Here is a 23,352-nt window from a genome sequence, read left to right as displayed (position 1 = left end):
GGCCGCCGCCGCGTCAGCGGGCAATCCGCGTGACCGGCGGTCACGCCGGACTTCATAGAATGGCGCGGTGACCGACAGCTCCCGCCCCGGCCTCGATGCCCTGCCCAAATCCTGGGATCCCGGCACGGTCGAGAGCGACCTCTATCAGGGCTGGGTCGATGCCGGCTATTTCAAGGCCGACGCCGCGAGCGAGAAGCCCCCGTATTCGATCGTTCTGCCGCCACCCAACGTGACCGGCAGCCTGCACATGGGCCACGCGCTCGACCACACGCTGATGGATGCGCTGACGCGGCGCAAGCGCATGCAGGGTTTCGAGGTGTTGTGGCTGCCCGGCATGGACCATGCGGGCATCGCCACCCAGAGCGTCGTCGAGAAGCAGCTCGCCGTGGACGGCAAGACCAAAGAGGACTTCGGTCGCGAGCTGTTCATCGACAAGGTGTGGGACTGGAAACGCGAGTCCGGTGGCACCATCGGCTGGCAGATGCGGGCGATCGGCGACGGCGTCGACTGGAGCCGCGATCGTTTCACCATGGACGACGGCCTGTCCCGCGCCGTTCGCACCATCTTCAAGCGGCTGTTCGACGCCGGACTGATCTACCGCGCCGAGCGGCTGGTGAACTGGTCGCCCGTGCTGGAGACCGCGGTCTCCGATCTCGAGGTCAAGTACGAAGACGTCGAAGGTGAACTGGTGTCGTTGCGGTACGGATCGCTGCGCGACGACGAACCGCACATCGTGGTGGCCACCACCCGGGTCGAGACCATGCTTGGCGACACGGCCATCGCGGTGCATCCCGACGACGAGCGCTATCGCGACATGGTCGGCAAGACCCTTCCGCACCCGTTCGTCGACCGCGAAATGGTCATCGTCGCCGACACGCACGTCGACCCCGAATTCGGAACCGGGGCAGTGAAAGTCACTCCCGCCCACGACCCCAATGACTTCGAGATCGGTATGCGTCATCAACTCCCGATGCCGACGATGCTGGACACCAAGGGCCGGATCGCCGACACCGGAACCGAATTCGACGGTCTGGACCGTTTCGAAGCGCGAGTCAAGGTGCGTGAGGCGCTGGCCGCCCAGGGCCGGATCGTCGCGGAGAAGCGGCCGTACCTGCACAGCGTCGGGCACAGCGAGCGCAGCGGGGAACCGATCGAACCGAGGCTATCGCTGCAGTGGTGGGTCAAGGTCGAGTCGCTGGCGAAGGCGGCGGGCGACGCAGTGCGCGAGCATCGCACCGCGATTCATCCGCCGAGCCTGGAGCCGCGCTGGTTCGCCTGGGTCGACAACATGCACGACTGGTGCATCTCACGGCAGCTGTGGTGGGGGCACCGCATCCCGATATGGCACGGTCCCGATGGAGACATGGTGTGCGTCGGTCCCGACGAGACCCCGCCGGAGGGCTGGGAGCAGGACCCCGATGTGCTGGACACGTGGTTCTCGTCGGCGCTGTGGCCGTTCTCGACCATGGGCTGGCCAGATCACACGCTGGAGCTCGAGAAGTTCTATCCCACTTCTGTTCTGGTCACCGGCTACGACATCCTGTTCTTCTGGGTGGCGCGGATGATGATGTTCGGCACGTTCGTCGCCGACGATCCGGCGATCACCGTCGGCGGTGAGCGCGGGCCGCAGGTGCCGTTCGAAAACGTCTTCCTGCACGGGCTGATCCGCGACGAGTTCGGCCGCAAGATGAGCAAGTCGCGCGGCAACGGCATCGACCCGCTGGACTGGGTCGAGAAGTTCGGCGCCGACGCGCTGCGATTCACCCTGGCCCGCGGTGCGAGCCCCGGCGGCGACCTTTCCATCGGTGAGGACCACGCCAGAGCCTCGCGCAACTTCGCCACCAAGCTGTTCAACGCGACACGCTTCGCGCTGATGAACGGCGCGGCGCCCGCACCGTTGCCTGAGAGCGGCGAGCTGACCGACGCCGACCGGTGGATTCTCGGACGGTTGGAAGAGGTTCGCGCCGAGGTGGATTCGGCCTTCGACAGCTATGAGTTCAGTCGGGCGTGCGAGTCCCTGTACCACTTCGCATGGGACGAATTCTGCGACTGGTATGTCGAGCTGGCCAAAGTGCAGCTTGCCAGCCAGGAAAGTCAAGCAGTCCAGCACACCACCGCCGTCCTGGCGCTGGTTCTCGACTCCCTTCTCAAACTTCTCCACCCGGTCATGCCCTTCGTCACCGAGGTGTTGTGGAAGACACTGACCGGCGGTGAGTCGGTGGTCATCGCCGACTGGCCGCAGCCGTCGGGCTTCGCGGTGGATCAGGTTGCGACGCAGCGGATCACCGACATGCAGAAGCTGATCACCGAGGTGCGGCGGTTCCGCAGCGACCAGGGGCTCAACGATCGGCAGCGCGTGCCCGCGCGGCTGTCCGACGTCGCGAAGGCGGATCTCGAGGCCCAGCTTCCCGCCGTGGCCGCGCTGGCCTGGCTGACCGCGGCCGAAGAGGACTTCAATCCGTCGGCGGCGGTCGAGGTGCGGCTTTCGCAGGCCACGATCGTGGTCGAACTCGATACGTCGTCCACCGTCGACGTCGCCGCCGAACGGCGCAGACTCGAGAAGGATCTGGCGGCCGCGCAGAAGGAGCTCGCAGGAACCGAGGGCAAGCTCGGCAACGATGCGTTCCTCGCCAAAGCCCCGGCCGACGTGGTCGACAAGATCCGCCAGCGCCAGCAGGTGGCCCGCGAGGAAGTGGACCGGATCACGGCTCGCCTAGCCGGCTTGAAATGACAGATCCCACCCCGGACGAGATCGCGTCGCTGCTGCAGGTCGAGCATCTGCTCGATCAGCGGTGGCCGGAGACGAAGCTGGAACCCAGCACCACGCGCATCGCCGCGCTGATGGAACTGCTCGGGTCACCGCAACGCGGCTACCCGTCGATCCACATCGCAGGCACGAACGGCAAGACGTCGGTGGCGCGCATGGTCGATGCATTGCTGACGGCGTTCAGCCGTCGCACCGGCCGCACCACCAGCCCACACCTGCAGTCGGCGGTCGAGCGCATCTCGATCGACGGGCGGCCGCTCAGCCCGGCGAAATACGTGGAGACCTACCGCGAGATCGAACCGTTCGTGCATCTCGTCGACCAGCAGTCCGAAGCGGCGGGTGGTCCTCTGATGAGCAAGTTCGAGGTGGTCACCGGCATGGCGTTCGCCGCGTTCGCCGATGCACCGGTCGACGTCGCCGTCGTCGAGGTCGGTCTCGGCGGACGGTGGGACGCCACCAATATCGTGGATGCGCCCGTCGCGGTCATCACGCCGATCGGGGTGGACCACGCCGACTATCTCGGCGACACCATCGCCGAAATCGCCGGGGAGAAGGCCGGGGTCATCAAGAAGCAGGACGACGCCCTGGTGCCTGTCGACACTGTCGCGGTGATCGCCCGGCAGGTGCCCGAAGCGATGGAAGTGCTTCTGGCGCAGGCGGTACGCGCCGATGCCGCGGTGGCCCGCGAGGATTCGGAATTCGCGGTGCTCGGCAGGCAGATCGCCGTCGGCGGTCAGCTGTTGGAACTGCAGGGGCTTGGCGGGACGTACCCCGAAATCTTCCTACCGCTGCACGGTGAACATCAGGCGCACAACGCAGTCGTCGCGCTGGCCGCTGTCGAGGCGTTCTTCGGTGCCGGGGCGCAGCGACAGCTGGACATCGACACGGTACGCGCGGGCTTCGCGTCGGTCTCCAGCCCAGGCCGGCTCGAGCGGTTGCGCAGTGCGCCAACCGTTTTCATCGATGCCGCCCACAATCCGGCAGGCGCCGCCGCACTTGCCCATGCGCTGCAGGAGGAGTTCGACTTCCGGTTCCTGGTCGGCGTCGTCTCGGTGATGGCCGACAAGGACGTCGATGGGATCCTCGCCGCGCTGGAACCGGCGCTGGATCAGATCGTCGTCACCCACAACGGTTCACCGCGAGCGTTGGAGCCGGAGGCGCTGGCCATCCGGGCCGAGGAGCGATTCGGCCCGGAACGGGTGATCACCGCCGCGACGCTGCCCGACGCGATCGAGACCGCCACCGCACTCGTCGAGGAGGCCGGAGGCGAGGACTCCGGGGGCTTCGGCGGGGTCGGCATGGTGATCACCGGTTCGGTCTACACAGCCGGCGCGGCGCGCACGCTCTTCGGCAGGGAACCCGAATGACCGAACAACCTCAGGCCCCGCCCGACCCGTGGAAGAGCTTTCGCGGCGTGATGGCCGGCACGCTGATTCTCGAGGCGATCGTCGTACTGCTCGCGCTGCCGGTGGTGGCGCGCACCGGCGGCGGGCTGACGGCGGCCAGCGGCGGGTATGTGATCGGACTCGCCGTGGTGCTGGTCCTGTTCGCCGGGATCCAAGGCCGGTCGTGGGCGATCTGGGCCAACCTGGCGCTGCAGGTGGTGGTGATCGCCGGTGTCTTCGTCCACGGCGCGATCGGTTTCATCGGTCTCATTTTCCTCGGTGTCTGGTTGACGATCGCCTACCTGCGGTTCGAGGTGCTGCGCCGGCAGAAGCGCGGACTCCTGCCCGGCCAGCAGCCGCCGCCGGACTAGGCTGTGCGCCGTGACTGAGCGGACCCTCGTGTTGATCAAGCCCGACGGCGTCAAGCGGCGTCTTATCGGCGAGATTCTCGGCCGAATCGAACGGAAGGGCCTGACCGTCGCGGCCCTGCAACTGCAGGACGTCAGCGACGAGCTGGCCCGCAAGCATTACGCAGAACACGACGGCAAACCCTTTTTCCCGTCGCTGCTGGAGTTCATCACTTCCGGGCGCGTCGTCGCGGCCATCGTGGAAGGTCCGCGGGCCATCGCCGCGTTCCGCCAGATCGCCGGCGGAACCGACCCTGTCGAGAAGGCGGTGCCCGGCACGATCCGCGGTGATTTCGCGCTGATTACCCAGGACAACCTCGTGCACGGCTCGGATTCGCCCGAGTCCGCAGCCCGCGAGATCGAGCTCTGGTTCCCCGGCGCGTAGAAAGCGCAAATGGCCAGCTTGTCCGGCTTGTCAGGCGCGGCGGCGTGATGTGGGATACTGGGGACGGGTAACCGGCCCCTTAACCAGGGGGGTCGGATACCCGAATGAAGACTTAGACGTGCGCGACCATCGCCACGCGCGGTGCGGCGCCGACCGTCCAGCCATCATTCAGACCGGCGCCGGGTAGCCCCAACCAGGGGTTTGCTCGGTGCGAGACCATAACAAGCTCGGGCGTAGTTGGCCCGAGTCAATAGCGGAAGCCCTCGCGTGGCCGCGTCAAACAGGACGCGCCCGGGGGCTAAAGGAGACTACGTGGCCGACGATGCCCCTACCGAAGCCCTATCAGAAGAGACACAGTCAGCGGAGGACGCTCAGCCCGAGACGCTGAACGTCCCGTCGCCGGCCGAGCCGTCCGGTGAGCCCGAAGCCGGCCCCGGTGCGGCAGCTGCGTCGGCCGAAGTCGAGGTAGCGACTCCGGCGGCCGAGGCCGAGGACCAGGCCGCGTCGGCCGGGCCCGAGGTGGAAGAGCCCGAGTCCCGTCTGATGCTCGAGACAGGCCCCCAGGACGGCCCTCCGCGTGCCGACTACCAGCCGCTGTTCATGGCACCTCAACCGATTCGGGTCGCCTATCACGCGGACGATGACGACGATGACGACGACGACGACGACAGCGATGACACCGGGTCGGATTCCGATGACGAGCAACCCGACAAGCCGTCCGCCCGACGTCGGCGTCGTGGACGCCGTGGACGTGGGCGCGGTCGCGGCGAGCAGAACGGCGACGACTCCGACGACAGCGACTCCGGTGACGATTCGGACGACTCCGACGATTCCGATGACTCCGAAGACGACAACGGTGACGACGACGGTGCGGGCGGTGACGGCCAAACGCGTCGCCGCCGGCGCCGGCGACGCCGCAAGTCGGGCTCAGGCGACGCCGGCGAGAGCGAATCCCCGGATGATCCGCCGAACACCGTCGTCCACGAGCGCGAGCCGCGTAAGTCCGGTCGGGGTGACAAATCTTCCAAGTCCGGTGACGGCGAAATTCAGGGCATCAACGGATCGACCCGGTTGGAGGCCAAACGGCAGCGCCGTCGTGACGGCCGTGACGCCGGCCGTCGCCGTCCGCCGATCCTGAGTGAGGCCGAGTTCCTCGCCCGGCGCGAGGCCGTCGAGCGGATGATGGTGGTGCGCGACAAAGTCCGCATCGAACCGCCGCATGAGGGCGCGCGCTACACACAGATCGCTGTGCTCGAAGACGGCGTCGTCGTGGAGCATTTCGTGACGTCGGCCGCACAGACGTCGCTGGTCGGCAACATCTATCTGGGAATCGTGCAGAACGTGCTGCCGTCGATGGAGGCTGCCTTCGTCGACATCGGCCGCGGCCGCAACGGCGTGCTCTACGCGGGCGAAGTGAACTGGGAGGCAGCCGGTCTCGGCGGGGCGGCCCGCAAGATCGAACAGGCCCTCAAGCCCGGCGACTATGTCGTCGTGCAGGTCAGCAAGGATCCGGTTGGGCACAAGGGTGCTCGGCTGACGACCCAGGTCTCGCTGGCCGGCCGGTATCTCGTTTACGTGCCCGGCGCGTCATCGACGGGGATCAGCCGCAAGCTGCCCGACACCGAACGGCAGCGGCTCAAGGACATCCTTCGCGAGGTCGTGCCGCCGGAGGCGGGCGTGATCATCCGCACTGCGTCGGAGGGCGTGAAGGAAGAAGACATCCGCACCGACGTCAACCGCTTGCAGGAACGCTGGAAGCAGATCGACGAGCGCGCCGCAGAGACCAAGAAGAAGGCGGCAGGCGCCGCCATCGCGCTCTACGAAGAGCCCGATGTACTGGTGAAGGTCATCCGTGACCTGTTCAACGAGGACTTCACCGGTCTCATCGTGTCCGGGGACGATGCCTGGAACACCATCGACGAGTATGTGAATTCGGTTGCACCTGAGCTTGTTCCGCGCATGACCAAGTACGAGCCCGCCGCTTCGGACGGACCTGACGTCTTCGCCGTGCACCGCATCGACGAGCAGCTGACGAAGGCGCTGGACCGCAAGGTGTGGTTGCCGTCGGGTGGAACGTTGGTCATCGATCGCACCGAGGCGATGACTGTCGTCGACGTGAACACCGGCAAGTTCACCGGTTCGGGTGGAAACCTGGAACAGACCGTCACCCGCAACAACCTCGAAGCCGCCGAGGAGATCGTGCGCCAGCTGAGGCTGCGCGATATTGGCGGCATCGTCGTCATCGACTTCATCGACATGGTCCTGGAGTCCAACCGAGATCTGGTGCTGCGTCGACTGACCGAAGCGTTGGCGCGGGACCGCACACGCCATCAGGTCTCCGAGGTGACATCGCTTGGACTGGTCCAGCTGACACGAAAGAAATTGGGCACAGGGCTGATCGAGGCCTTCTCGACGACCTGCCCGGATTGCGGTGGCAGGGGAATCCTGCTGCACGGTGATCCCGTCGATTCCGCGGCCACCGGCGGTGGACGCAAGGCAGAGCAGGGCGGGCGGCGCGGCAAGCGCGGCAAACGCGGCGGAAAAACAGAAGCAGAAGACGTCGCCGTCGCCAAGGTGCCGTCGCATCCCGCCGGCGAGCATCCGATGTTCAAGGCGATGGCCGCTGCCAACGGCCGGCATGAGGACGATGACGAGGACGTGGCCGAGTCGCCCGCCGAGGGAGTCGCCGAAGTCGACTCGGAGACCATTCGCGAAGCCGTCGCCGAGATGGCCGAGGAGGACTTCGAGTCTGACGACGACTCGGCCGATGAGGACTCGGACGTGGACGACATCGACCTCGACGACGATGACGAAGACGAAGACGAAGAAGACGATGACGATATCGAGGTCATCGGCTCCGACGACGACTCGGACGACGAGGACGACGAGGACGAGGACGAGGACGACGACGACGACGAGGACGAGGACGAGGACGACGAGGATTCGGACGACGATGATGATGACGAGGACTCCGATGAGGAGGACTCCGATGAGGACGACTACGAGGAGGACGAACCTGCTCGGGCAGTCGCTGCGGCCGGTCGGCATCGGCGTCGTGCCGCCGCCAGGCCTGCAGGACCGCCGATCAACGAGGACGATGAGGCGTGACCTGCGGTGATTTGACCCTCGCCGCGGGACTCAAGTAATCTTGAGCAGTTGTCGCCAGGCTGCGGCCGGCGACCATGAAAGACCCGGAAACCCAGACATGCGCAGCTTCCCTTAGCGCGCGCCCAGAGACGAGAAGAAGAAGGACCCGATGGCAGCCGAGAAAGCCACGTACGCGATCGTCAAGACCGGCGGCAAGCAGTACAAGGTCGCGGTCGGCGACGTGGTCAAGGTCGAGAAGCTCGAGGTCGAGGCCGGCGCGAAGGTGTCGCTGCCCGTCGCCTTGGTGGTCGACGGCGCGAACGTCACCAGCGCCGCCAAGGACCTGGAGAAGGTCGCGGTCACCGGTGAGGTGCTCGAGCACACCAAGGGCCCCAAGATCCGCATCCACAAGTTCAAGAACAAGACCGGCTACCACAAGCGGCAGGGTCACCGTCAGCAGCTGACGGTCCTCAAGGTCACCGGAATCAAGTAGTAGGAGGCGACAGATGGCACACAAAAAGGGCGCTTCCAGCTCACGTAACGGTCGGGATTCGAACTCTCAGCGGCTCGGCGTCAAGCGTTTCGGCGGCCAGGTCGTCAAGGCCGGCGAGATCATCGTCCGCCAGCGCGGAACCCACTTCCACCCCGGAGTCAACGTCGGCCGAGGCGGCGATGACACGCTGTTCGCCACTGCGCCCGGCGCCGTGACGTTCGGCACCAAGCGCGGTCGCAAGATCATCAGCGTCGTGCGACCGTCCGTCTCTTCGGAGGCCTAGTTCCGCGTCGAAATCGACGTATTGCAGCTTGGCTCTCGCACGTTCTCTGCAAAACGTAGATTTCGACATGGACAAAGGACGGAGTAGCCCTCATGCCCCGGTTCGTCGACCGCGTCGTGATCCACGCGAAGGCGGGCAACGGCGGTAACGGCTGCGCCTCGGTCCATCGCGAGAAGTTCAAACCGCTCGGGGGACCAGACGGCGGCAACGGCGGCCGTGGCGGAAGTGTCGTGCTGGTCGTCGACCCGCAGGTGCACACCCTTCTCGACTTCCACTTCCATCCCCATGTCGACGCGCCGTCTGGCAAGCAGGGCATGGGCGGCAACCGCGACGGGGCGGCCGGCGCCGACCTCGAGGTCAAGGTCCCCGACGGCACCGTCGTCCTCGACGAGCGCGGCAAGCTGCTCGCCGACCTCGTCGGCGCCGGTACCCGATTCGACGCCGCAGCGGGCGGCCGCGGTGGGCTCGGCAACGCGGCGCTCGCGTCGCGGGCACGCAAGGCCCCCGGGTTCGCACTGCTCGGCGAGAACGGGCAGGTCCGCGACCTCACGCTGGAGCTGAAGACCGTCGCCGACATCGGCCTGGTCGGGTTCCCATCGGCCGGCAAGTCCTCGCTGGTTTCGGCCATTTCGGCGGCGAAGCCCAAGATCGCCGACTATCCGTTCACCACGTTGACGCCCAACCTGGGCGTCGTCTCGGCGGGGGAGAACACATTTACCGTCGCCGACGTCCCCGGTCTGATTCCGGGGGCGTCCGAAGGGCGTGGCCTGGGGCTGGAATTCCTGAGGCACATCGAACGGTGCGCGGTGCTGGTGCACGTCGTCGACTGCGCGACGCTGGAACCGGGCCGCGATCCGGTCTCCGACATCGAAGCGCTCGAGACGGAGCTGGCCGCATACACACCGACGCTGCAAGGCGATACGACGCTGGGCGACCTGGCATCGCGGCCACGCGCGGTGGTCCTCAACAAGATCGACGTGCCGGAAGCCCGCGAGCTTGCCGACTTCGTCCGCGAAGAGGTCACCCGCCGATTCGGCTGGCCCGTGTTCGAGGTGTCGACGGTGTCGCGAGAAGGTCTGCGGCCGTTGACGTTTGCGCTGTGGGACATGGTGTCCGCGTATCGCGAGGCGCAACCGGAGGTCGTGCCCCGCAGACCGGTGATCCGGCCCATCCCGGTGAACGAGACCGGATTCACCGTCGAGTCCGACGGCCAGGGTGGCTTCGTCGTGCGCGGTGCGCGACCCGAACGCTGGATCGCTCAAACGGATTTCACCAACGACGAAGCCGTGGGCTACCTCGGCGACCGGTTGGCACGGCTCGGGGTCGAGGACGAGTTGCTGAAGCTCGGCGCGAAGCCCGGCTGCGCGGTCACGATCGGCGACATGACGTTCGACTGGGAGCCGCAGACCCCGGCGGGCGTGGATGTGACACCGACCGGCCGTGGCACCGACGCGCGGTTGGAGCGCAACGACCGGGTGGGCGCCGACGAGCGGAAAGCCGCCAGACGCGAACGTCGAGAGCGCAAGGAATGAGCCAGCATCGCGAGGCGATCCGGACCGCGCGAAGCGTCGTCGTCAAGGTGGGCACAACCGCGTTGACCACACCTACCGGTGTGTTCGACGTCGGCAGGCTGGCGACGCTGGCCGATGCGATCGAGGCCCGCATGAAGGCGGGTTCGGACGTGGTGATCGTGTCATCGGGCGCGATCGCCGCAGGCATCGAACCGCTGCGGCTGTCCAAGCGGCCCGCTGACCTGGCCACCAAGCAGGCTGCGGCCAGCGTCGGACAGGTCGCACTGGTCAACGCATGGAACACGGCCTTCGCCCGCTACGAACGCACCGTCGGTCAGGTGCTGCTGACCGCACACGACATCTCGATGCGAGTGCAGCACACCAACGCTCAGCGCACGCTGGACCGCCTTCGCGTGCTGCACGCGGTCGCGATCGTCAACGAGAACGACACCGTCGCCACCAACGAGATCCGGTTCGGCGACAACGACCGGCTCTCCGCCCTGGTGGCCCATCTCGTCGGGGCCGACGCGCTGGTGTTGCTGTCGGACATCGACGGCCTTTACGACGGAGATCCGCGCCGAAAAGAAAACAGCAACGCGCGCTTCATCTCCGAGGTGGCCGGGCCCTCCGACCTCGACGGCGTGGTGGCCGGGCGGAGCAGCCACCTGGGTACCGGCGGGATGGCGTCGAAGCTGTCGTCGGCGCTGTTGGCGGCCGACGCCGGCGTTCCTGTGCTGTTGGCCGCGGCAAGTGACGCCGCGACCGCCCTGGCGGACGCGTCGGTCGGCACGGTGTTCGCCCCGCGGCCCGAACGCATGTCGGCGCGCAGGTTCTGGGTCCGCTACGCGGCCGAAGCGTCGGGGGCGCTCACGCTCGACGACGGTGCGGTGCGGGCCGTCGTCCACCAGCGCCGGTCGCTGCTGCCCGCAGGCATCACCGCGCTGTCGGGCCGGTTCTTCGGTGGCGACGTCGTCGAGTTGCGCTCGCATGACGCGGCGATGGTGGCGCGCGGCGTGGTGGCCTACGACCACACCGAACTGGCGACCATGTTGGGCCGGTCGACGTCGGACCTGCCCGCCGAGATGCGTCGACCCGCGGTCCACGCCGACGACCTGGTCGCCGTCTAAGTTGCGATTTCGGCGTGCTGGGTCACGCTGAGCGTGACCGCGCACGCCGAAATCACGAGCGCAAGCGGTCTTGGAGCTTGGCCAGCATCGACCTGATCTGTTCGGCGCGCTCGTCGGCGTCCTCCATGACGTCGTCGTCGGCGGGGCAGAGCGTGACGCCGTGCGCCTGCGCGGTCGCCTCGAAGCACTCGCGTACGGCGGGATCGGCCAGTATCACCGCGGCGAGCATGCCCGGCGTGAGCTCACGGGATCGCAACAGACCGCGATAGCGCACCTCAGCAGGGATTCGGATATCCATGGCGCCGCCTTCTAGCTGCTGCTTCGCCGCCGCAAGCAGGAGCGTCAGCGCGGCACGCGAGATGACTCCCACCACCTTTCTGCGGAACGGGAACCACGGAAGGGGCAACTTGTCGATCTGAGTGTCCATGCCGCCGGTGAACATGTACTCGATCAGGCTGCGCGTGCGAATCTCCTCGACATCCGCCCACTCGACTTTGTCGCCATCGAATTCGACGGCATCCTCGCCGATGGCGACGCCGCCGAAATAGTTGAGTTTGCGGACCAGTCCGCGCAGCTTGCCGGGCGTGACCGAGAGGTCCGCGACCATGTCGCCGATGCCCAGAGCCCACCGGCCCGTGACGGGTCCGGGATCGGGCCTGCGGCTTTCCAGGAGGGAGCGCAGCCATGAGGCGTCGTCAGAGTCGTCGGTGTCTGTGGACACCGATTCATCTAAGCCGAAGTCGCGACTGCGGGCAGTTCATCGGCCAGCAGCGCGAGCATCTCTGAGCATCCGGTGTCGATTTTGACCGCCGCGTAGTCGTCGCCGCGGGTGCGTCCGCGGTTGATGATTGCGACCGGGATACCCTGCGCGGCCGCGTGCCGCACGAATCGGAATCCCGAATAGACCGTCAGCGACGAACCGGCCACAAGCAGCGCGTCGGCATCGTCGACGAGTGAATACGCTTGTTGGACACGTTCTTTGGGCACGTTCTCGCCGAAATAGACAATATCGGGCTTCAGCATGCCGCCGCAGCGCGGACAGTCCACGATCGTGAACGTCGTCGTGTCGTCGACGACCGCGTCGGCATCCGGGGCCACCGCGATGCCGCCGACCGCCCCTGTGCGCTCGAGGAAACCCGGGTTGGCGGCCTCCAGGAGGTCGCCGAGCTCCGCGCGCGACATGGTGAACCCGCAGTCCAAACAGATCACTTCGGCGTATGTCCCGTGCAGGTTGACCACGTTGGTGCTGCCCGCCTTGGTGTGCAGGAGGTCGACATTCTGGGTGATCAGCCCGGTTACCACGCCTGCGTGTTCCAGCGCCGCCAACGCGCGATGCCCGGCGTTGGGCAGCGTGGCGTGCATGTGCCGCCAGCCCACGTGATTGCGCGCCCAGTACCGCTGCCGAAACTCCCGGTCCGAGGTGAACTGCCGGATGGTCATCGGATTGCTCGGCGGCGAGTCGGGTCCGCGGTAATCGGGGATGCCCGAATCCGTGGACATCCCCGCGCCCGTCAGCACCGCGACCCGACGACCGCTCAGCAGGGCCACGAGCTCGGGTGCGTCCACCCCTTCGAGGGTAGCGACCAGATCAGTCGTCTGATCGATCCTGCTCGTGGCCCTCCGTCAGCTCGGCCTGCGAGGCCTCGTCGTCGTCGTCGTCATCGTCGTCTTCGTCTTCGTCCTCGTCCTCGTCGACGAGGATCGTTTCGATGACCTCGACGTGCCTCTCCTCGGACTCGTCCTCCGACACGGGCACCGAAACGGTGAGGATGCCGCGGTCGTAGGTGGCGTTGATGTCGTCTTGGTCGGCTCCGACGGGCAGTTCGATCGTGCGCGCGAACGACCCGTACGAGAATTCCGAGCGGCCGTTCGTTTCGTCGGTCTGGATCCGCTCGGCCTTGATCGTCAGCTGTCCGTCGCGGACGGTGACCTCGATGTCTTCGACCGGGTCGACTCCGGGAAGTTCGGCGCGGACCAGGTAGAGGCCTTCGCGGCTCTCGTCCTCCAGGCGCAACAGATTGTTGTCGAAGAACGGACGCAGGCCGGCGATCGACGGCAGGCTGGCGAATGTCGCAAAGGCAGGAAAAGGCTTGAAAAGCTCGGACAGTTCGGGGAGCAAGGGGCGCGACTGACGTTGCACGGCAAGCTTATTCACGGTTCCTCCAGGGTTATGCGCGGTGATGGTTACAGGCGACTCACGATGCGTGACGCAGGGAAAATCGCCGAATCCGCTGTGGTGCGTATGGGCGAACTGCAGGCCAACACAAGGTCAGCGACGGTGTCAGCGCAGGCACTTCTCCGCGGGGACGAGTTCGGCGTGCATGTTCTTGTCCATCATGGTCAGCGCGGCATCTCCGAGCTCGCGATCGATGCACGCCACGCAGTCCGGCGGGACGACGAACGAGAAGTGCCGCACGTAGGCGTCGAGCGCGCTGTAGAGGATGCATTGCTCGGTGACCTGGCCGGTGATGATCAGTCGTTGGGTCTCCAGCCGCCGGAGCAGGTATGCGAGCGAGCTGGCGTAGAACGCGCTGTGACGCACCTTGAGCACCCGCTGGCAGCCCTCTTCGGGTGCGATCGGAGATACCAGGTCCGGCCGCTCACCGTCCAGCGCCGCCTTGAGGATTCCATCGAAGTCCGCGGTGAAGTCGCCATAGTTGTCGTTGACGTAGATCACGTCGACGTCCTCGCGGTCGCGCGCCCGCGATATGAGGTCGGCCAGCGGGTCGACGATGTTCTCGACGTTGGGCACCAGCAACTCGGCGTCCTCATGTCGATAAGTGTTCAGCATGTCGATGACCAGCACCGCGACCTCAGTCATGGGTAGTTGCATACCCCGATCTGATTTCGGGCAACAATGAGTCATGGACTTCTACTCGGCGTACGGGCAGGGCTTCGCCCGCGTCGCCGCCTGTACGCATCACACGACCCTCGCCGACCCCGCGGCGAACGCGGAGTCGGTGCTGCGCATCGCGCGGGCGTGCCACGACGACAGCGTCGCGTTGGCCGTGTTCCCCGAGCTCACGCTGTCGGGCTATTCGATCGAAGACATCCTGCTGCAGGACACTCTGCTCGACGCCGTCGAGCATGCGCTCCTGGACGTCGTTGCCGCCTCGGCCGAGCTGATGCCCGTCCTCGTCATCGGTGCACCATTGCGGTACGCCCATCGGATCTACAACACGGCCGTCGTCATCCACCGCGGCCGCGTGCTCGGCGTCGTGCCCAAGTCGTACCTGCCGACGTACCGCGAGTTCTATGAGCGACGCCAGATGGCGGCGGGCGATCTGGTGCGCGGCGCGATCCGGATCGGCGAATCGGACGTGCCGTTCGGCCCGGATCTGTTGTTCACCGCAATCGATGTGCCCGGATTCGTGCTGCACGTCGAGATCTGCGAGGACATGTTCGTGCCCGTGCCACCGAGCGCGGAGGCCGCGCTTGCGGGTGCGACGGTGCTGGCCAACCTGTCCGGTAGCCCCATCACGATCGGCCGAGCCGACGACCGCTGCCTGCTGGCCCGCTCCGCGTCGTCGCGCTGCCTGGCCGCATATGTGTACGCCGCAGCCGGCGAAGGTGAATCCACCACGGACCTGGCCTGGGACGGCCAGACCATGGTGTGGGAGAACGGCGTATGCCTCGCGCAGTCGGAGCGGTTCCCCAAGGGAGAACGACGCTCTATAGCCGACGTCGACCTCGAACTGCTGCGTTCCGAGCGGCTGCGGATGGGCACCTTCGACGACAACCGCATCCATCACGGCATCACACATGAATCGTTCCGTCGGGTGGAGTTCGCGCTCGATCCGCCTGCCGGTGACATCGGGCTGCTTCGTGAGGTGGAGCGGTTTCCGTTCGTGCCCGCAGATCCCTCACAGCTGCAACAGGATTGCTACGAGGCGTACAACATTCAGGTCGCCGGGCTGGAGCAACGCCTGCGCGCGCTGGACTACCCGAAGGTGGTGCTCGGTCTGTCGGGTGGACTGGACTCGACTCACGCGCTGATCGTCGCCGCCCGCGCAATGGACCGAGAAGGCCGCCCGCGCAGCGACATTCTCGCGTTCACACTGCCTGGCTTCGCCACCGGCGAACGAACCAAGGCGAACGCCACCCGGCTGGCGAACGCCCTCGGAGTCACGTTCTCCGAGATCGACATCAGGTCGACTGCGGAGCTGATGCTCAAGGAGATGGAGCACCCATTCGCGCGCGGCGAGAAGATCTATGACGTCACGTTCGAGAACGTCCAGGCGGGCCTTCGCACCGACTACCTGTTCCGTCTCGCCAACCAGCGCGGCGGAATCGTGCTCGGCACGGGCGATCTGTCTGAGCTGGCGCTCGGCTGGTCCACATACGGTGTCGGCGACCAGATGTCCCACTACAACGTCAACGGTGGCGTGCCCAAGACGTTGATCCAGCATCTGATCCGCTGGGTCATCTCGTCGCACGAGTTCGATGACACCGTCAACGAGGTGCTGCAGTCCGTGCTCGACACCGAAATCACGCCCGAACTCGTCCCGACCGGCGAGGACGAGGAGATCCAGAGCAGCGAGGCGAAGGTCGGGCCGTATGTGCTGCAGGACTTCTCGCTGTTCAGCGTGTTGCGGTACGGGTTCAGACCATCAAAGATCGCATTTCTGGCCTGGCATGCCTGGAGCGACCCCGAGCGCGGCGACTGGCCGGCAGGCTTCCCGGAGAACAAGCGGCCGGCGTACTCGCTCAAGGAGATTCGCCAGTGGTTGCAGGTGTTCGCGCAAAGGTACTACTCGTTCGCCCAGTTCAAGCGGTCGGCGATGCCCAACGGGCCGAAGGTGTCGCACGGTGGATCGTTGTCGCCTCGCGGTGACTGGCGGGCGCCGTCGGACATGTCGGCGCGAATCTGGCTGGACGAGATCGAACGCGAGATCCCCGAAGACTAACCGCGTCCCACTCCGGGGGCGAAGCGGCCGACACTTGCGCAGTAGTCGCGATAGGCGTCGCCGTGTGTGGCCAGCAGGTAGGGCTCCTCGACGGCGCGGACCTGAGCCTCGATCGTAGCGACGAGGAGCACGAAACCGACCAGGGCCACCAGATTCGGTGTGATCAGGGCGAATCCGAGGCCGAACACCACCATGGCGGTGAAGATCGGGTTGCGTACCCATCCGAAGACGCCGGTGCGCATCAACGTGGTCGTCTCATTCCGGTCGACGCCGATCCGCCACGAGTCACCCATGTCGAGTTGCGCGTAGACGGTGCCGGCGATACCGAGCACTGCGATGACCGTGCCGGTGCTCTGGATCCAGGGTGCGTGCAGAAAACTCACCGGCGACACCATGCCGAGCATCTGCAGGATCGGCGCGAAGATCGCCACAGCCATCGAGACGATGAATCCCACTCCCGCTGACCATTCGATCGAACCCGGGCGACCGCTTATGCCGTGGAACCCGGTGGACCCGGTGCGACGCCGTTGTACCCAGCTGCGCCAACCGAATCCGAGTGCGGCGAACACCGCGAAGAGCGCGATCGCGACGATCGGCATGGTGATTCCTTCCCGGGTGTTCACGAGCAGCACGGATCTCCGCGCCACGCGTTGATGCCTTCACGAACCGCGATCGCGGCGATGCCGAGCGCCGCGACGGGATCAGCCCACGACCAGCCGAGCACGCTGTTGAGCGCCAGGCCGACGAGCAGGATCGCGGACAGGTATGTGCACAGCAGCGTCTGCTTCGAATCGGCGACGGCCGATAGCGATCCGAGTTCTCGGCCGGCACGGCGTTGGGCCAATGACAGCACGGGCATGATGGCAAGGCTGAGCGCGGCTAGCACGATGCCGACGGTCGACGGGCGTGCCTCGCCGACGCCGGCCAACGTGCGCACCGCGTCGACGGTGACATAGGCGGCCAGCGCGAAGAACGAGAACGCGATGAAGCGAAGCGCCGTCTTCTCCCGGCTCTCTGGGTCGTCGGCCGAGAACTGCCACGCGACTGCGGCCGCCGACGAGATCTCGACGACGGAATCGAGGCCGAAGCCGATCAGCGCCGTCGACGACACCCTGGTGCCTTCGGTCAGGGCGATGACCGCCTCGACGACGTTGTAGGTGATGGTGGCCGCCACGAGCAGGCGGACGCGGCGGTTGAGGATCGCTCGCCGAGCCTCGGTCACCGCGGACATCAGCAGCAGTCGTCGGTTTCGGCGGCGGGGCAGCACGCCGGATCAACCTCGAGCACCAGGCCGATCAGGTCGTCGAGGGCGTGGGCGATCCGCCCGTCGGCCAGCTCGTACCGGCTGCGGCGGCCCTCGGGTTCGGCGACCACCAATCCGCAGCCACGGAGGCAAGCGAGGTGGTTGGACAGGATCTGGCGCGACACCCCGATCTTGGCGGCCAGGTCGGACGGATAGCCGGGGCCGTCGCGCAGCATCAGCAGGATTTCGGCACGGGTGGGGTCGGACAGTGCGCATCCGAACCGGGACAGCGCATCGCTGTGGGTGACCGTCTGCATGCGCCGACAGTACATCAATTTCTGTATTCAGCTAATGCTGAACTATTGGGACGGCCTACAGGCGGCCGTCGATCCGCAGGTCCGGGTGCACCCACTCGGGGGAGCGCCGCTCCTTGAACGAGAGGAAGCCCTCCAGCGCCTCGGGTGAGGAGTAGCTGGCCTGCATCCCGATTCGGTCGAACAGGCCCAGGTAGTTATCGAGGCTGGACTTCACGAGGCTTCTCGCCGCCGGCGCCGACCGGCAGCACTGACCCAGCACCTCGCGCGCCGCGTCGAGTAACTCGTCATGCGGGACGACCCGCGCGACCATGCCCCATTCATGGGCCTCCTGCGCCGACAGCGTCCGACCTGTGAACATAAGGTCGCGCGTGCGGACCGGGCCGATCAGGCGCGCCAACATCTGGCTGTAGTACGTGTCGGCGATACCGCGCAGCAGCTCGGGTACCCGGAACGTCGCCCGATCACTGACCACCGTCATGTCGCTGCACAGCGCGATCTGCAATCCGCCGCCCTGGCACAGCCCGTTGACCGCCGACACCACCGGCTTCACGGACTGGCGCAGCGTCTCGAACGGCGTCACGTCCATTCCCAGCGCCGAACCGAACGTCAGCCAGTTGTCGCTGCCGTCGCCTCCGCCCATGTCGCCGCCGGGCGCGAAGACGTCACCCGTGCCGGTGATCAGCAGACCCGCCAGATCGGGGTCGGCATCGACGTGCCGGACCGCGTACCGGATCCCGAAGTACATCGCGGGGGTCATCGCGTTGCGTGCCTGCGGCCTGTCCAGCGTGCAGACGCCGAACGCGCCTTCCCGGGTGAACCGCAGGTACGGGGTGCCGAGCCAGTCGCCCTGGGGTGGTCGCGGTGTGTTCTCCGTACTCGGCTCCGTACTTGTCATAGATGCCCCTCGCTTGCCTTCCGGTTGGACACTGCATCGTCGATGGCCTCGGCATACGGTGCGCAGTCGCCTGCCCCGGGCACCAGCGTCGCCAACGCGCCGGCCGCGCACGCCCGCCGCAGCGCGACTTCATGGCCGTCCCGCCACCCGGCGGCCAGCACACCCGCGAAGACATCGCCGGCGCCCGTGGTGTCGACCGGTGTGACCCGCGGTGACGGCACGTCGAACCGCTCGTCCTCGCCGAGATAGCTGGCCCCGCGCCTGCCTCGTGTGATCACCAGATGCGGTACCGGCCAGTGCCATTCACGCGCCTCGGCTTCGTTGACCAGGACGACATCGGCCAGCTCCGACAGTGCGAGGAGGTCATGCGGACGTGCGCCTGCAGGGGAGGCGTTGACGATGACGGTCGTGTCTGCCGCCCGTGCCACACGCGCGGCGGCGATCGCGGTGGCGATGGGGATCTCCAGTTGCAGCAGCACGACGTCGCTGTCGGCGATGACGGCACGGATATCGGCGGACCCGACGTTCAACTGCGCGTTGGCGCCCGGCGCGACGACGATGTTGTTCTCGGCCGCGGCGTCCACCACGATGACCGCCGTGCCGCTGGGGCCGGACAAGGTCACCACGCCGGCGAGTCCGACGTTGTTGGCGCTCAGGTGGGCCCGCAGCTGCTCGGCGGCGGAGTCGCTGCCCAGCGCCGCGACCAGCTGTACCGACGCCCCGGCGCGCGCGGCGGCCACCGCCTGATTGCCGCCCTTCCCGCCGGGCGACGACGAGAGCGCGGACGCCAGCACGGTTTGGCCGGGTCGCGGCAGCGCGTCCACGGTGAACGTGAGATCGGCGTTGACACTGCCCACTACGCAGACCCGCGCGGTCATAACTGCCAAGCTAGCCCAGCCCTCCTACCTGACACGTGTCGAACGCCGCAGACAGGTCCGATACGCTGCGTTAATGAGTGTGCAGACTCCGACGCTCCCTGACCTGCGCGCGCAGGTGCACGACGCCGCCCGGCGGGCCCGCACCGCGGCGCGCACACTGGCCACGCTGCCCACCGAAACCAAGAACCGCGCGCTGCATGCCGCCGCCGACGCCGTGCTTGCGCAGGTGCACCAAATCCTTGCTGCCAACGAGCGCGATCTCGACGCGGCTCGGGCTTCGGGCACGCCTGACGCCATGCTCGACAGGCTGGCACTGAATCCCCAACGCGTCGACGGCATCGCCGCCGGACTGCGTCAGGTGGCCGGCCTGCCCGACCCGATCGGCGAGGTGCTGCGCGGACGCACGCTGCCCAACGGCCTGCGACTGCGTCAGCAGCGCGTTCCGCTCGGCGTCGTCGGCATCGTCTACGAAGGACGGCCGAACGTCACGGTCGACGCATTCGGCCTGACGCTGAAGTCCGGCAATGCGGTGCTGCTGCGCGGAAGCAGCTCGGCGGCACAGTCAAACGATGCGCTCGTCACCGCGCTGCGAGCGGCGATGGCCGCCGAGGGACTCGAGCCCGACGTCGTGCAGTTGCTTCCGAGCGCCGACCGCGCCAGCGTGACACATCTGATCCAGGCCCGCGGCCTCGTCGACGTCGTGATCCCACGCGGGGGAGCGGGCCTCATCGACGCGGTGGTCCGTGACGCGATGGTGCCGACCATCGAGACCGGTGTCGGCAATTGTCATGTCTACGTTCATGAAGCGGCCGATCTCGATGTCGCCGAACGCATTCTGCTCAACGCCAAGACGCGTCGGCCCAGTGTCTGCAACGCCGCCGAGTCGCTGTTGATCGATGCCGCGATCGCCGACCGCGCCCTGCCCCGACTGACGAAGGCGCTGCAGAAAGCAGGCGTGACGCTGCACGAGAACCCGTCCGAGGAGGAACTGCGCGAGGAGTTCCTGTCGATGGACATCGCCATTGCGGTGGTCGACGATCTCGACGCCGCGATCGACCACATCAACGAATACGGCACCGGACACACCGAAGCCATCGTGACGACGAATCTTGCTGCTGCACAGCGGTTCACCGAACGGGTGGACGCCGCGGCGGTGATGGTGAACGCATCGACCGCGTTCACCGACGGCGAGCAGTTCGGGTTTGGGGCCGAAATCGGCATCTCGACGCAGAAGCTGCACGCCAGGGGTCCGATGGGCCTGCCCGAACTGACATCGACCAAGTGGATTGTGTGGGGCGACGGCCACACCCGCCCGGCCTGACACAGGCAGAATTAGGAGAACCCAGTGAGCGTCCCCGCACGCAGCGTGCCGCTGTTCGCCGACATCGACGATGTCGGCCGACGGCTGTCGGAGACCGGCTACCTTCCCGACACCGCAACCGCCACAGCGGTGTTCCTCGCCGATCGCCTGGGCAAGCCGTTGCTCGTCGAGGGCCCCGCAGGTGTCGGCAAGACCGAACTGGCGCGTGCGGTCGCGCAGGCGTCGGGTTCGGGTCTGGTGCGCCTGCAGTGTTACGAGGGCGTCGACGAGGCCCGGGCCCTCTACGAGTGGAACCACGCCAAGCAGATCCTGCGTATCCAGGCCGGCGCCGGCGACTGGGACCAGACCAAAACCGACGTGTTCAGCGAAGAGTTCCTGTTGACGCGCCCGCTGCTCACCGCGATTCGGCGCACCGAGCCGACGGTCCTGCTGATCGACGAGACCGACAAGGCCGACATCGAAATCGAGGGTCTGCTGCTCGAGGTGCTCAGCGACTTCGCGGTCACCGTGCCGGAATTGGGCACCATCACCGCCGAGCGCAAGCCGTTCGTCGTGTTGACCTCGAATGCGACGCGTGAGTTGTCGGAGGCGCTCAAGCGCCGGTGTCTGTTCCTGCACATCGACTTTCCCGATGCTGAGCTGGAGCGGCGCATCCTGTTGTCCCGTGTGCCGGAGTTGCCCGAACACCTTGCCGAGGAACTCGTTCGCATCATCGGTGTGCTGCGTGCCATGCAGCTCAAGAAGCTGCCCTCGGTGGCAGAGACCATCGACTGGGCGCGCACGCTGCTGGCGCTGGGGCTGGACACCATCACCGATGCGACGATCGCGGCGACGCTCGGTGTGGTGCTCAAACACCAGTCCGATCAGATCAAGGCCTCCGGAGAGTTAAGGCTGAACTGATGGCCGTCCGCCGAACCCGCCCGCCGCAACCGCTGGCGCCGCACGGAATTCCCGGCCACCTGGTCGAGTTCGTCGAAGCGCTTCGCGGCCGGGGGATTTCGGTGGGGCCGTCGGAGACCGTCGATGCCGGACGGGTGATGTCGGTGCTCGGCCTCGCGAACCGTGAGCAACTGCGGGAGGGCATCGCCTGCGCCGTGCTGCGCCGACCCGACCATCGTGAGACCTTCGACGCGATGTTCGACCTCTGGTTCCCCGCGGCGCTGGGCGCCAGGACCGTCATTCTCGACGACGATGAGAATGCCGACGAACCCGAAGGTTTGCCGCCCGAAGACGTCGACGCCATGCGTCAGGCGCTGCTGGAACTGTTGGAGAACAACGAAGAACTGGCCAACCTGGACGAGCGACTGCAGCGGATGATCGCCCAGATCGTCGAGGCCCACGGGCGATACAACTCCAGCCGCGGCCCGTCGTATTCGTCGTACCAGGCACTCAAGGCGATGAACCTCGACGACCTCGAGGGCCGGCTGCTGGCGGGCCTGCTCGCCCCGTACGGAGACGAGCCGACGCCGACACAGGAACAGATCGCGAAAGCGATGGCGGCGCAACGCATCAACCAGTTGCGCCGCATGGTCGAGGCGGAGACGAAGCGTCGCACCGCCGAACAGCTGGGCCGCGACCATGTGCAGATGTACGGCGTGCCGCAGCTCGCCGAGAACGTCGAGTTCCTGCGCGCCTCAGGTGACCAACTGCGCCAGATGCAACGCGTGGTGAAGCCGCTGGCGCGCATGCTGGCGACGCGGTTGGCCGCGCGCAGGCGTCGGTCGCGGCGTGGCGAGATCGACCTGCGCAAGACGCTGCGCAAGTCGATGTCGACCGGTGGCGTGCCGATCGACGTGGTACTCAAGAAGCCGCATCCGGCCCGGCCCGAACTGGTGGTGCTGTGCGACGTGTCCGGCTCGGTGGCCGGGTTCAGCCACTTCACGCTGATGCTCGTGCACGCGCTACGCCAGCAGTTCAGTCGGGTGCGGGTGTTCGCATTCATAGACACCACCGATGAGGTGACCGAATTGTTCGGGCCCGACGCCGATCTCGCCGTCGCCGTGCAGCGCATCACCCGCGAGGCCGGGGTGTATACCCGCGACGGCCACTCCGACTACGGGCACGCGTTCGTGTCGTTCATGAACACCTGGCCCAATGTCCTGTCGCCGCGCAGCTCGCTGTTGGTGCTCGGCGACGGGCGCAACAACTACCGCAATCCCGAAGCTGAGCTGCTGGCCCACATGGTCAACTCCAGCAGGCACGCGCACTGGCTCAATCCCGAGCCCAGGCACCTGTGGGGCAGTGGTGATTCGGCGGTGCCGCGCTACGAAGACGTCATCACCATGCACGAATGCCGGTCCGCCAAGCAGCTCGCGTCGGTCATCGATGCGCTGCTGCCGGTCTGAG

At 66.8% G+C, this 23,352-nt stretch carries 21 protein-coding genes and 1 pseudogene; 13 read left to right on the top strand and 9 right to left on the bottom strand.

Translation table 11 applies throughout. From position 1 onward, the window contains the following. The first annotated feature begins 67 nt into the window (after positions 1-67). From AB4Z42_RS09985 to proB, 9 genes are all read left to right on the top strand, one after another. On the top strand, positions 68-2,731 hold the full coding sequence (locus AB4Z42_RS09985; RefSeq protein ID WP_442009010.1) for a valine--tRNA ligase: 2,664 nt from the start codon (positions 68-70) through the stop codon (positions 2,729-2,731). Further along, positions 2,728-4,134, top strand: coding sequence for a bifunctional tetrahydrofolate synthase/dihydrofolate synthase (gene folC, locus AB4Z42_RS09980; RefSeq protein WP_442009009.1), 1,407 nt, complete (start codon positions 2,728-2,730; stop codon positions 4,132-4,134). The genes AB4Z42_RS09985 and folC overlap by 4 nt, the downstream gene beginning before the upstream one ends. Then, positions 4,131-4,523 (top strand): DUF4233 domain-containing protein, encoded by a 393-nt coding sequence (locus tag AB4Z42_RS09975; RefSeq protein WP_442009008.1) that lies wholly within the window; start codon positions 4,131-4,133, stop codon positions 4,521-4,523. Before folC ends, AB4Z42_RS09975 begins: the two co-directional genes overlap by 4 nt. A 10-nt stretch (positions 4,524-4,533) precedes the next feature. Next, complete coding sequence (ndk, locus tag AB4Z42_RS09970) at positions 4,534-4,944, top strand: nucleoside-diphosphate kinase (protein ID WP_442009007.1); 411 nt, start codon at positions 4,534-4,536, stop codon at positions 4,942-4,944. Between the two features lie 312 nt (positions 4,945-5,256). Next, complete coding sequence (locus tag AB4Z42_RS09965; protein WP_442009006.1) at positions 5,257-8,052, top strand: Rne/Rng family ribonuclease; 2,796 nt, start codon at positions 5,257-5,259, stop codon at positions 8,050-8,052. 148 nt (positions 8,053-8,200) lie between these two features. Further along, on the top strand, positions 8,201-8,524 hold the full coding sequence (rplU, locus tag AB4Z42_RS09960) for a 50S ribosomal protein L21 (protein WP_006241184.1): 324 nt from the start codon (positions 8,201-8,203) through the stop codon (positions 8,522-8,524). 13 nt (positions 8,525-8,537) lie between these two features. Then, positions 8,538-8,807, top strand: a complete 270-nt coding sequence (gene rpmA, locus AB4Z42_RS09955) for a 50S ribosomal protein L27 (RefSeq protein ID WP_442009005.1) — start codon at positions 8,538-8,540, stop codon at positions 8,805-8,807. Between the two features lie 92 nt (positions 8,808-8,899). After that, positions 8,900-10,339 (top strand): GTPase ObgE, encoded by a 1,440-nt coding sequence (gene obgE, locus AB4Z42_RS09950; protein ID WP_442009004.1) that lies wholly within the window; start codon positions 8,900-8,902, stop codon positions 10,337-10,339. Then, positions 10,336-11,445 carry a glutamate 5-kinase gene (gene proB, locus AB4Z42_RS09945; RefSeq protein ID WP_442009003.1) on the top strand — a complete coding sequence of 370 codons (1,110 nt, stop codon included), beginning with the start codon at positions 10,336-10,338 and terminating at the stop codon, positions 11,443-11,445. The genes obgE and proB overlap by 4 nt, the downstream gene beginning before the upstream one ends. Before the next feature lie 52 nt (positions 11,446-11,497). Here proB and AB4Z42_RS09940 read toward each other — a convergent pair whose 3' ends face one another. The 4 genes and pseudogenes from AB4Z42_RS09940 to AB4Z42_RS09925 all read right to left on the bottom strand — a co-directional run bounded on the left by AB4Z42_RS09940 (position 11,498) and on the right by AB4Z42_RS09925 (position 14,266). Further along, on the bottom strand, positions 11,498-12,166 hold the full coding sequence (locus AB4Z42_RS09940) for a hypothetical protein (protein WP_442009002.1): 669 nt from the start codon (positions 12,164-12,166) through the stop codon (positions 11,498-11,500). Between the two features lie 8 nt (positions 12,167-12,174). Beyond that, positions 12,175-13,011: an NAD-dependent protein deacetylase gene (locus AB4Z42_RS09935; RefSeq protein ID WP_442009001.1), complete on the bottom strand. Its 837-nt coding sequence runs from the start codon at positions 13,009-13,011 to the stop codon at positions 12,175-12,177. Positions 13,012-13,147: 136 nt separating this feature from the next. Then, positions 13,148-13,600 (bottom strand): annotated as a pseudogene (locus AB4Z42_RS09930) (Hsp20/alpha crystallin family protein); the annotation flags it as partial. Between the two features lie 126 nt (positions 13,601-13,726). Next, positions 13,727-14,266 (bottom strand): cysteine hydrolase family protein, encoded by a 540-nt coding sequence (locus AB4Z42_RS09925; protein WP_442009000.1) that lies wholly within the window; start codon positions 14,264-14,266, stop codon positions 13,727-13,729. 43 nt (positions 14,267-14,309) lie between these two features. Here AB4Z42_RS09925 and AB4Z42_RS09920 point away from each other — a divergent pair, with 43 nt between their 5' ends. Further along, positions 14,310-16,352, top strand: coding sequence for an NAD(+) synthase (locus AB4Z42_RS09920; RefSeq protein ID WP_442008999.1), 2,043 nt, complete (start codon positions 14,310-14,312; stop codon positions 16,350-16,352). On the opposite strand, the gene AB4Z42_RS09915 is transcribed toward AB4Z42_RS09920, so the two are convergent. Genes AB4Z42_RS09915 through AB4Z42_RS09895 form a run of 5 tightly spaced genes read right to left on the bottom strand, consistent with a single transcriptional unit; the run spans position 16,349 to position 19,685 of the window. Further along, entirely contained in the window at positions 16,349-16,951 is a 603-nt protein-coding gene (locus AB4Z42_RS09915; protein WP_442009550.1) for a methyltransferase family protein, read from the bottom strand. The two genes, AB4Z42_RS09920 and AB4Z42_RS09915, sit on opposite strands and share 4 nt — an antisense overlap. A 20-nt stretch (positions 16,952-16,971) precedes the next feature. Next, positions 16,972-17,583, bottom strand: a complete 612-nt coding sequence (locus AB4Z42_RS09910) for a cation transporter (protein WP_442008998.1) — start codon at positions 17,581-17,583, stop codon at positions 16,972-16,974. Further along, a complete protein-coding gene (locus AB4Z42_RS09905) occupies positions 17,583-17,912 on the bottom strand; it encodes an ArsR/SmtB family transcription factor (protein WP_442008997.1) in 330 nt (109 codons plus the stop codon). The genes AB4Z42_RS09910 and AB4Z42_RS09905 overlap by 1 nt, the downstream gene beginning before the upstream one ends. Before the next feature lie 55 nt (positions 17,913-17,967). Then, positions 17,968-18,807: an enoyl-CoA hydratase/isomerase family protein gene (locus tag AB4Z42_RS09900; RefSeq protein ID WP_442008996.1), complete on the bottom strand. Its 840-nt coding sequence runs from the start codon at positions 18,805-18,807 to the stop codon at positions 17,968-17,970. Continuing rightward, on the bottom strand, positions 18,804-19,685 hold the full coding sequence (locus tag AB4Z42_RS09895) for a ribokinase (RefSeq protein WP_442008995.1): 882 nt from the start codon (positions 19,683-19,685) through the stop codon (positions 18,804-18,806). The genes AB4Z42_RS09900 and AB4Z42_RS09895 overlap by 4 nt, the downstream gene beginning before the upstream one ends. 73 nt (positions 19,686-19,758) lie before the next feature. On the opposite strand from AB4Z42_RS09895, the gene AB4Z42_RS09890 reads away from it, so the two are divergent. The 3 genes from AB4Z42_RS09890 to AB4Z42_RS09880 are packed head-to-tail and all read left to right on the top strand — an operon-like array spanning position 19,759 to position 23,351. Then, complete coding sequence (locus tag AB4Z42_RS09890; RefSeq protein ID WP_442008994.1) at positions 19,759-21,006, top strand: glutamate-5-semialdehyde dehydrogenase; 1,248 nt, start codon at positions 19,759-19,761, stop codon at positions 21,004-21,006. A 24-nt stretch (positions 21,007-21,030) separates the two neighbouring features. Next, positions 21,031-21,906 (top strand): AAA family ATPase, encoded by an 876-nt coding sequence (locus AB4Z42_RS09885; RefSeq protein WP_442008993.1) that lies wholly within the window; start codon positions 21,031-21,033, stop codon positions 21,904-21,906. After that, the gene (locus tag AB4Z42_RS09880; RefSeq protein ID WP_442008992.1) at positions 21,906-23,351 is read left to right on the top strand and encodes a vWA domain-containing protein; all 1,446 of its coding nucleotides are present in this window, start codon (positions 21,906-21,908) and stop codon (positions 23,349-23,351) included. The genes AB4Z42_RS09885 and AB4Z42_RS09880 overlap by 1 nt, the downstream gene beginning before the upstream one ends. Position 23,352: the final 1 nt, after the last annotated feature.

Source organism: Mycobacterium sp. 2YAF39 (assembly GCF_052114565.1).
In the GTDB taxonomy this organism is placed as follows: domain Bacteria; phylum Actinomycetota; class Actinomycetes; order Mycobacteriales; family Mycobacteriaceae; genus Mycobacterium.
This window is presented reverse-complemented; position numbering and strand designations above follow the sequence as displayed.

Coding starts and splice junctions, on each gene's coding strand:
- folC (WP_442009009.1), top strand. CDS start 2,728: ATGACAGATCCCACCCCGGACGAGATCGCGTCGCTGCTGCAGGTCGAG.
- AB4Z42_RS09975 (WP_442009008.1), top strand. CDS start 4,131: ATGACCGAACAACCTCAGGCCCCGCCCGACCCGTGGAAGAGCTTTCGC.
- rplU (WP_006241184.1), top strand. CDS start 8,201: ATGGCAGCCGAGAAAGCCACGTACGCGATCGTCAAGACCGGCGGCAAG.
- rpmA (WP_442009005.1), top strand. CDS start 8,538: ATGGCACACAAAAAGGGCGCTTCCAGCTCACGTAACGGTCGGGATTCG.
- obgE (WP_442009004.1), top strand. CDS start 8,900: ATGCCCCGGTTCGTCGACCGCGTCGTGATCCACGCGAAGGCGGGCAAC.
- proB (WP_442009003.1), top strand. CDS start 10,336: ATGAGCCAGCATCGCGAGGCGATCCGGACCGCGCGAAGCGTCGTCGTC.
- AB4Z42_RS09925 (WP_442009000.1), bottom strand. CDS start 14,266: ATGACTGAGGTCGCGGTGCTGGTCATCGACATGCTGAACACTTATCGA.
- AB4Z42_RS09920 (WP_442008999.1), top strand. CDS start 14,310: ATGGACTTCTACTCGGCGTACGGGCAGGGCTTCGCCCGCGTCGCCGCC.
- AB4Z42_RS09915 (WP_442009550.1), bottom strand. CDS start 16,951: ATGCCGATCGTCGCGATCGCGCTCTTCGCGGTGTTCGCCGCACTCGGA.
- AB4Z42_RS09910 (WP_442008998.1), bottom strand. CDS start 17,583: ATGTCCGCGGTGACCGAGGCTCGGCGAGCGATCCTCAACCGCCGCGTC.
- AB4Z42_RS09905 (WP_442008997.1), bottom strand. CDS start 17,912: ATGCAGACGGTCACCCACAGCGATGCGCTGTCCCGGTTCGGATGCGCA.
- AB4Z42_RS09900 (WP_442008996.1), bottom strand. CDS start 18,807: ATGACAAGTACGGAGCCGAGTACGGAGAACACACCGCGACCACCCCAG.
- AB4Z42_RS09895 (WP_442008995.1), bottom strand. CDS start 19,685: ATGACCGCGCGGGTCTGCGTAGTGGGCAGTGTCAACGCCGATCTCACG.
- AB4Z42_RS09890 (WP_442008994.1), top strand. CDS start 19,759: ATGAGTGTGCAGACTCCGACGCTCCCTGACCTGCGCGCGCAGGTGCAC.
- AB4Z42_RS09880 (WP_442008992.1), top strand. CDS start 21,906: ATGGCCGTCCGCCGAACCCGCCCGCCGCAACCGCTGGCGCCGCACGGA.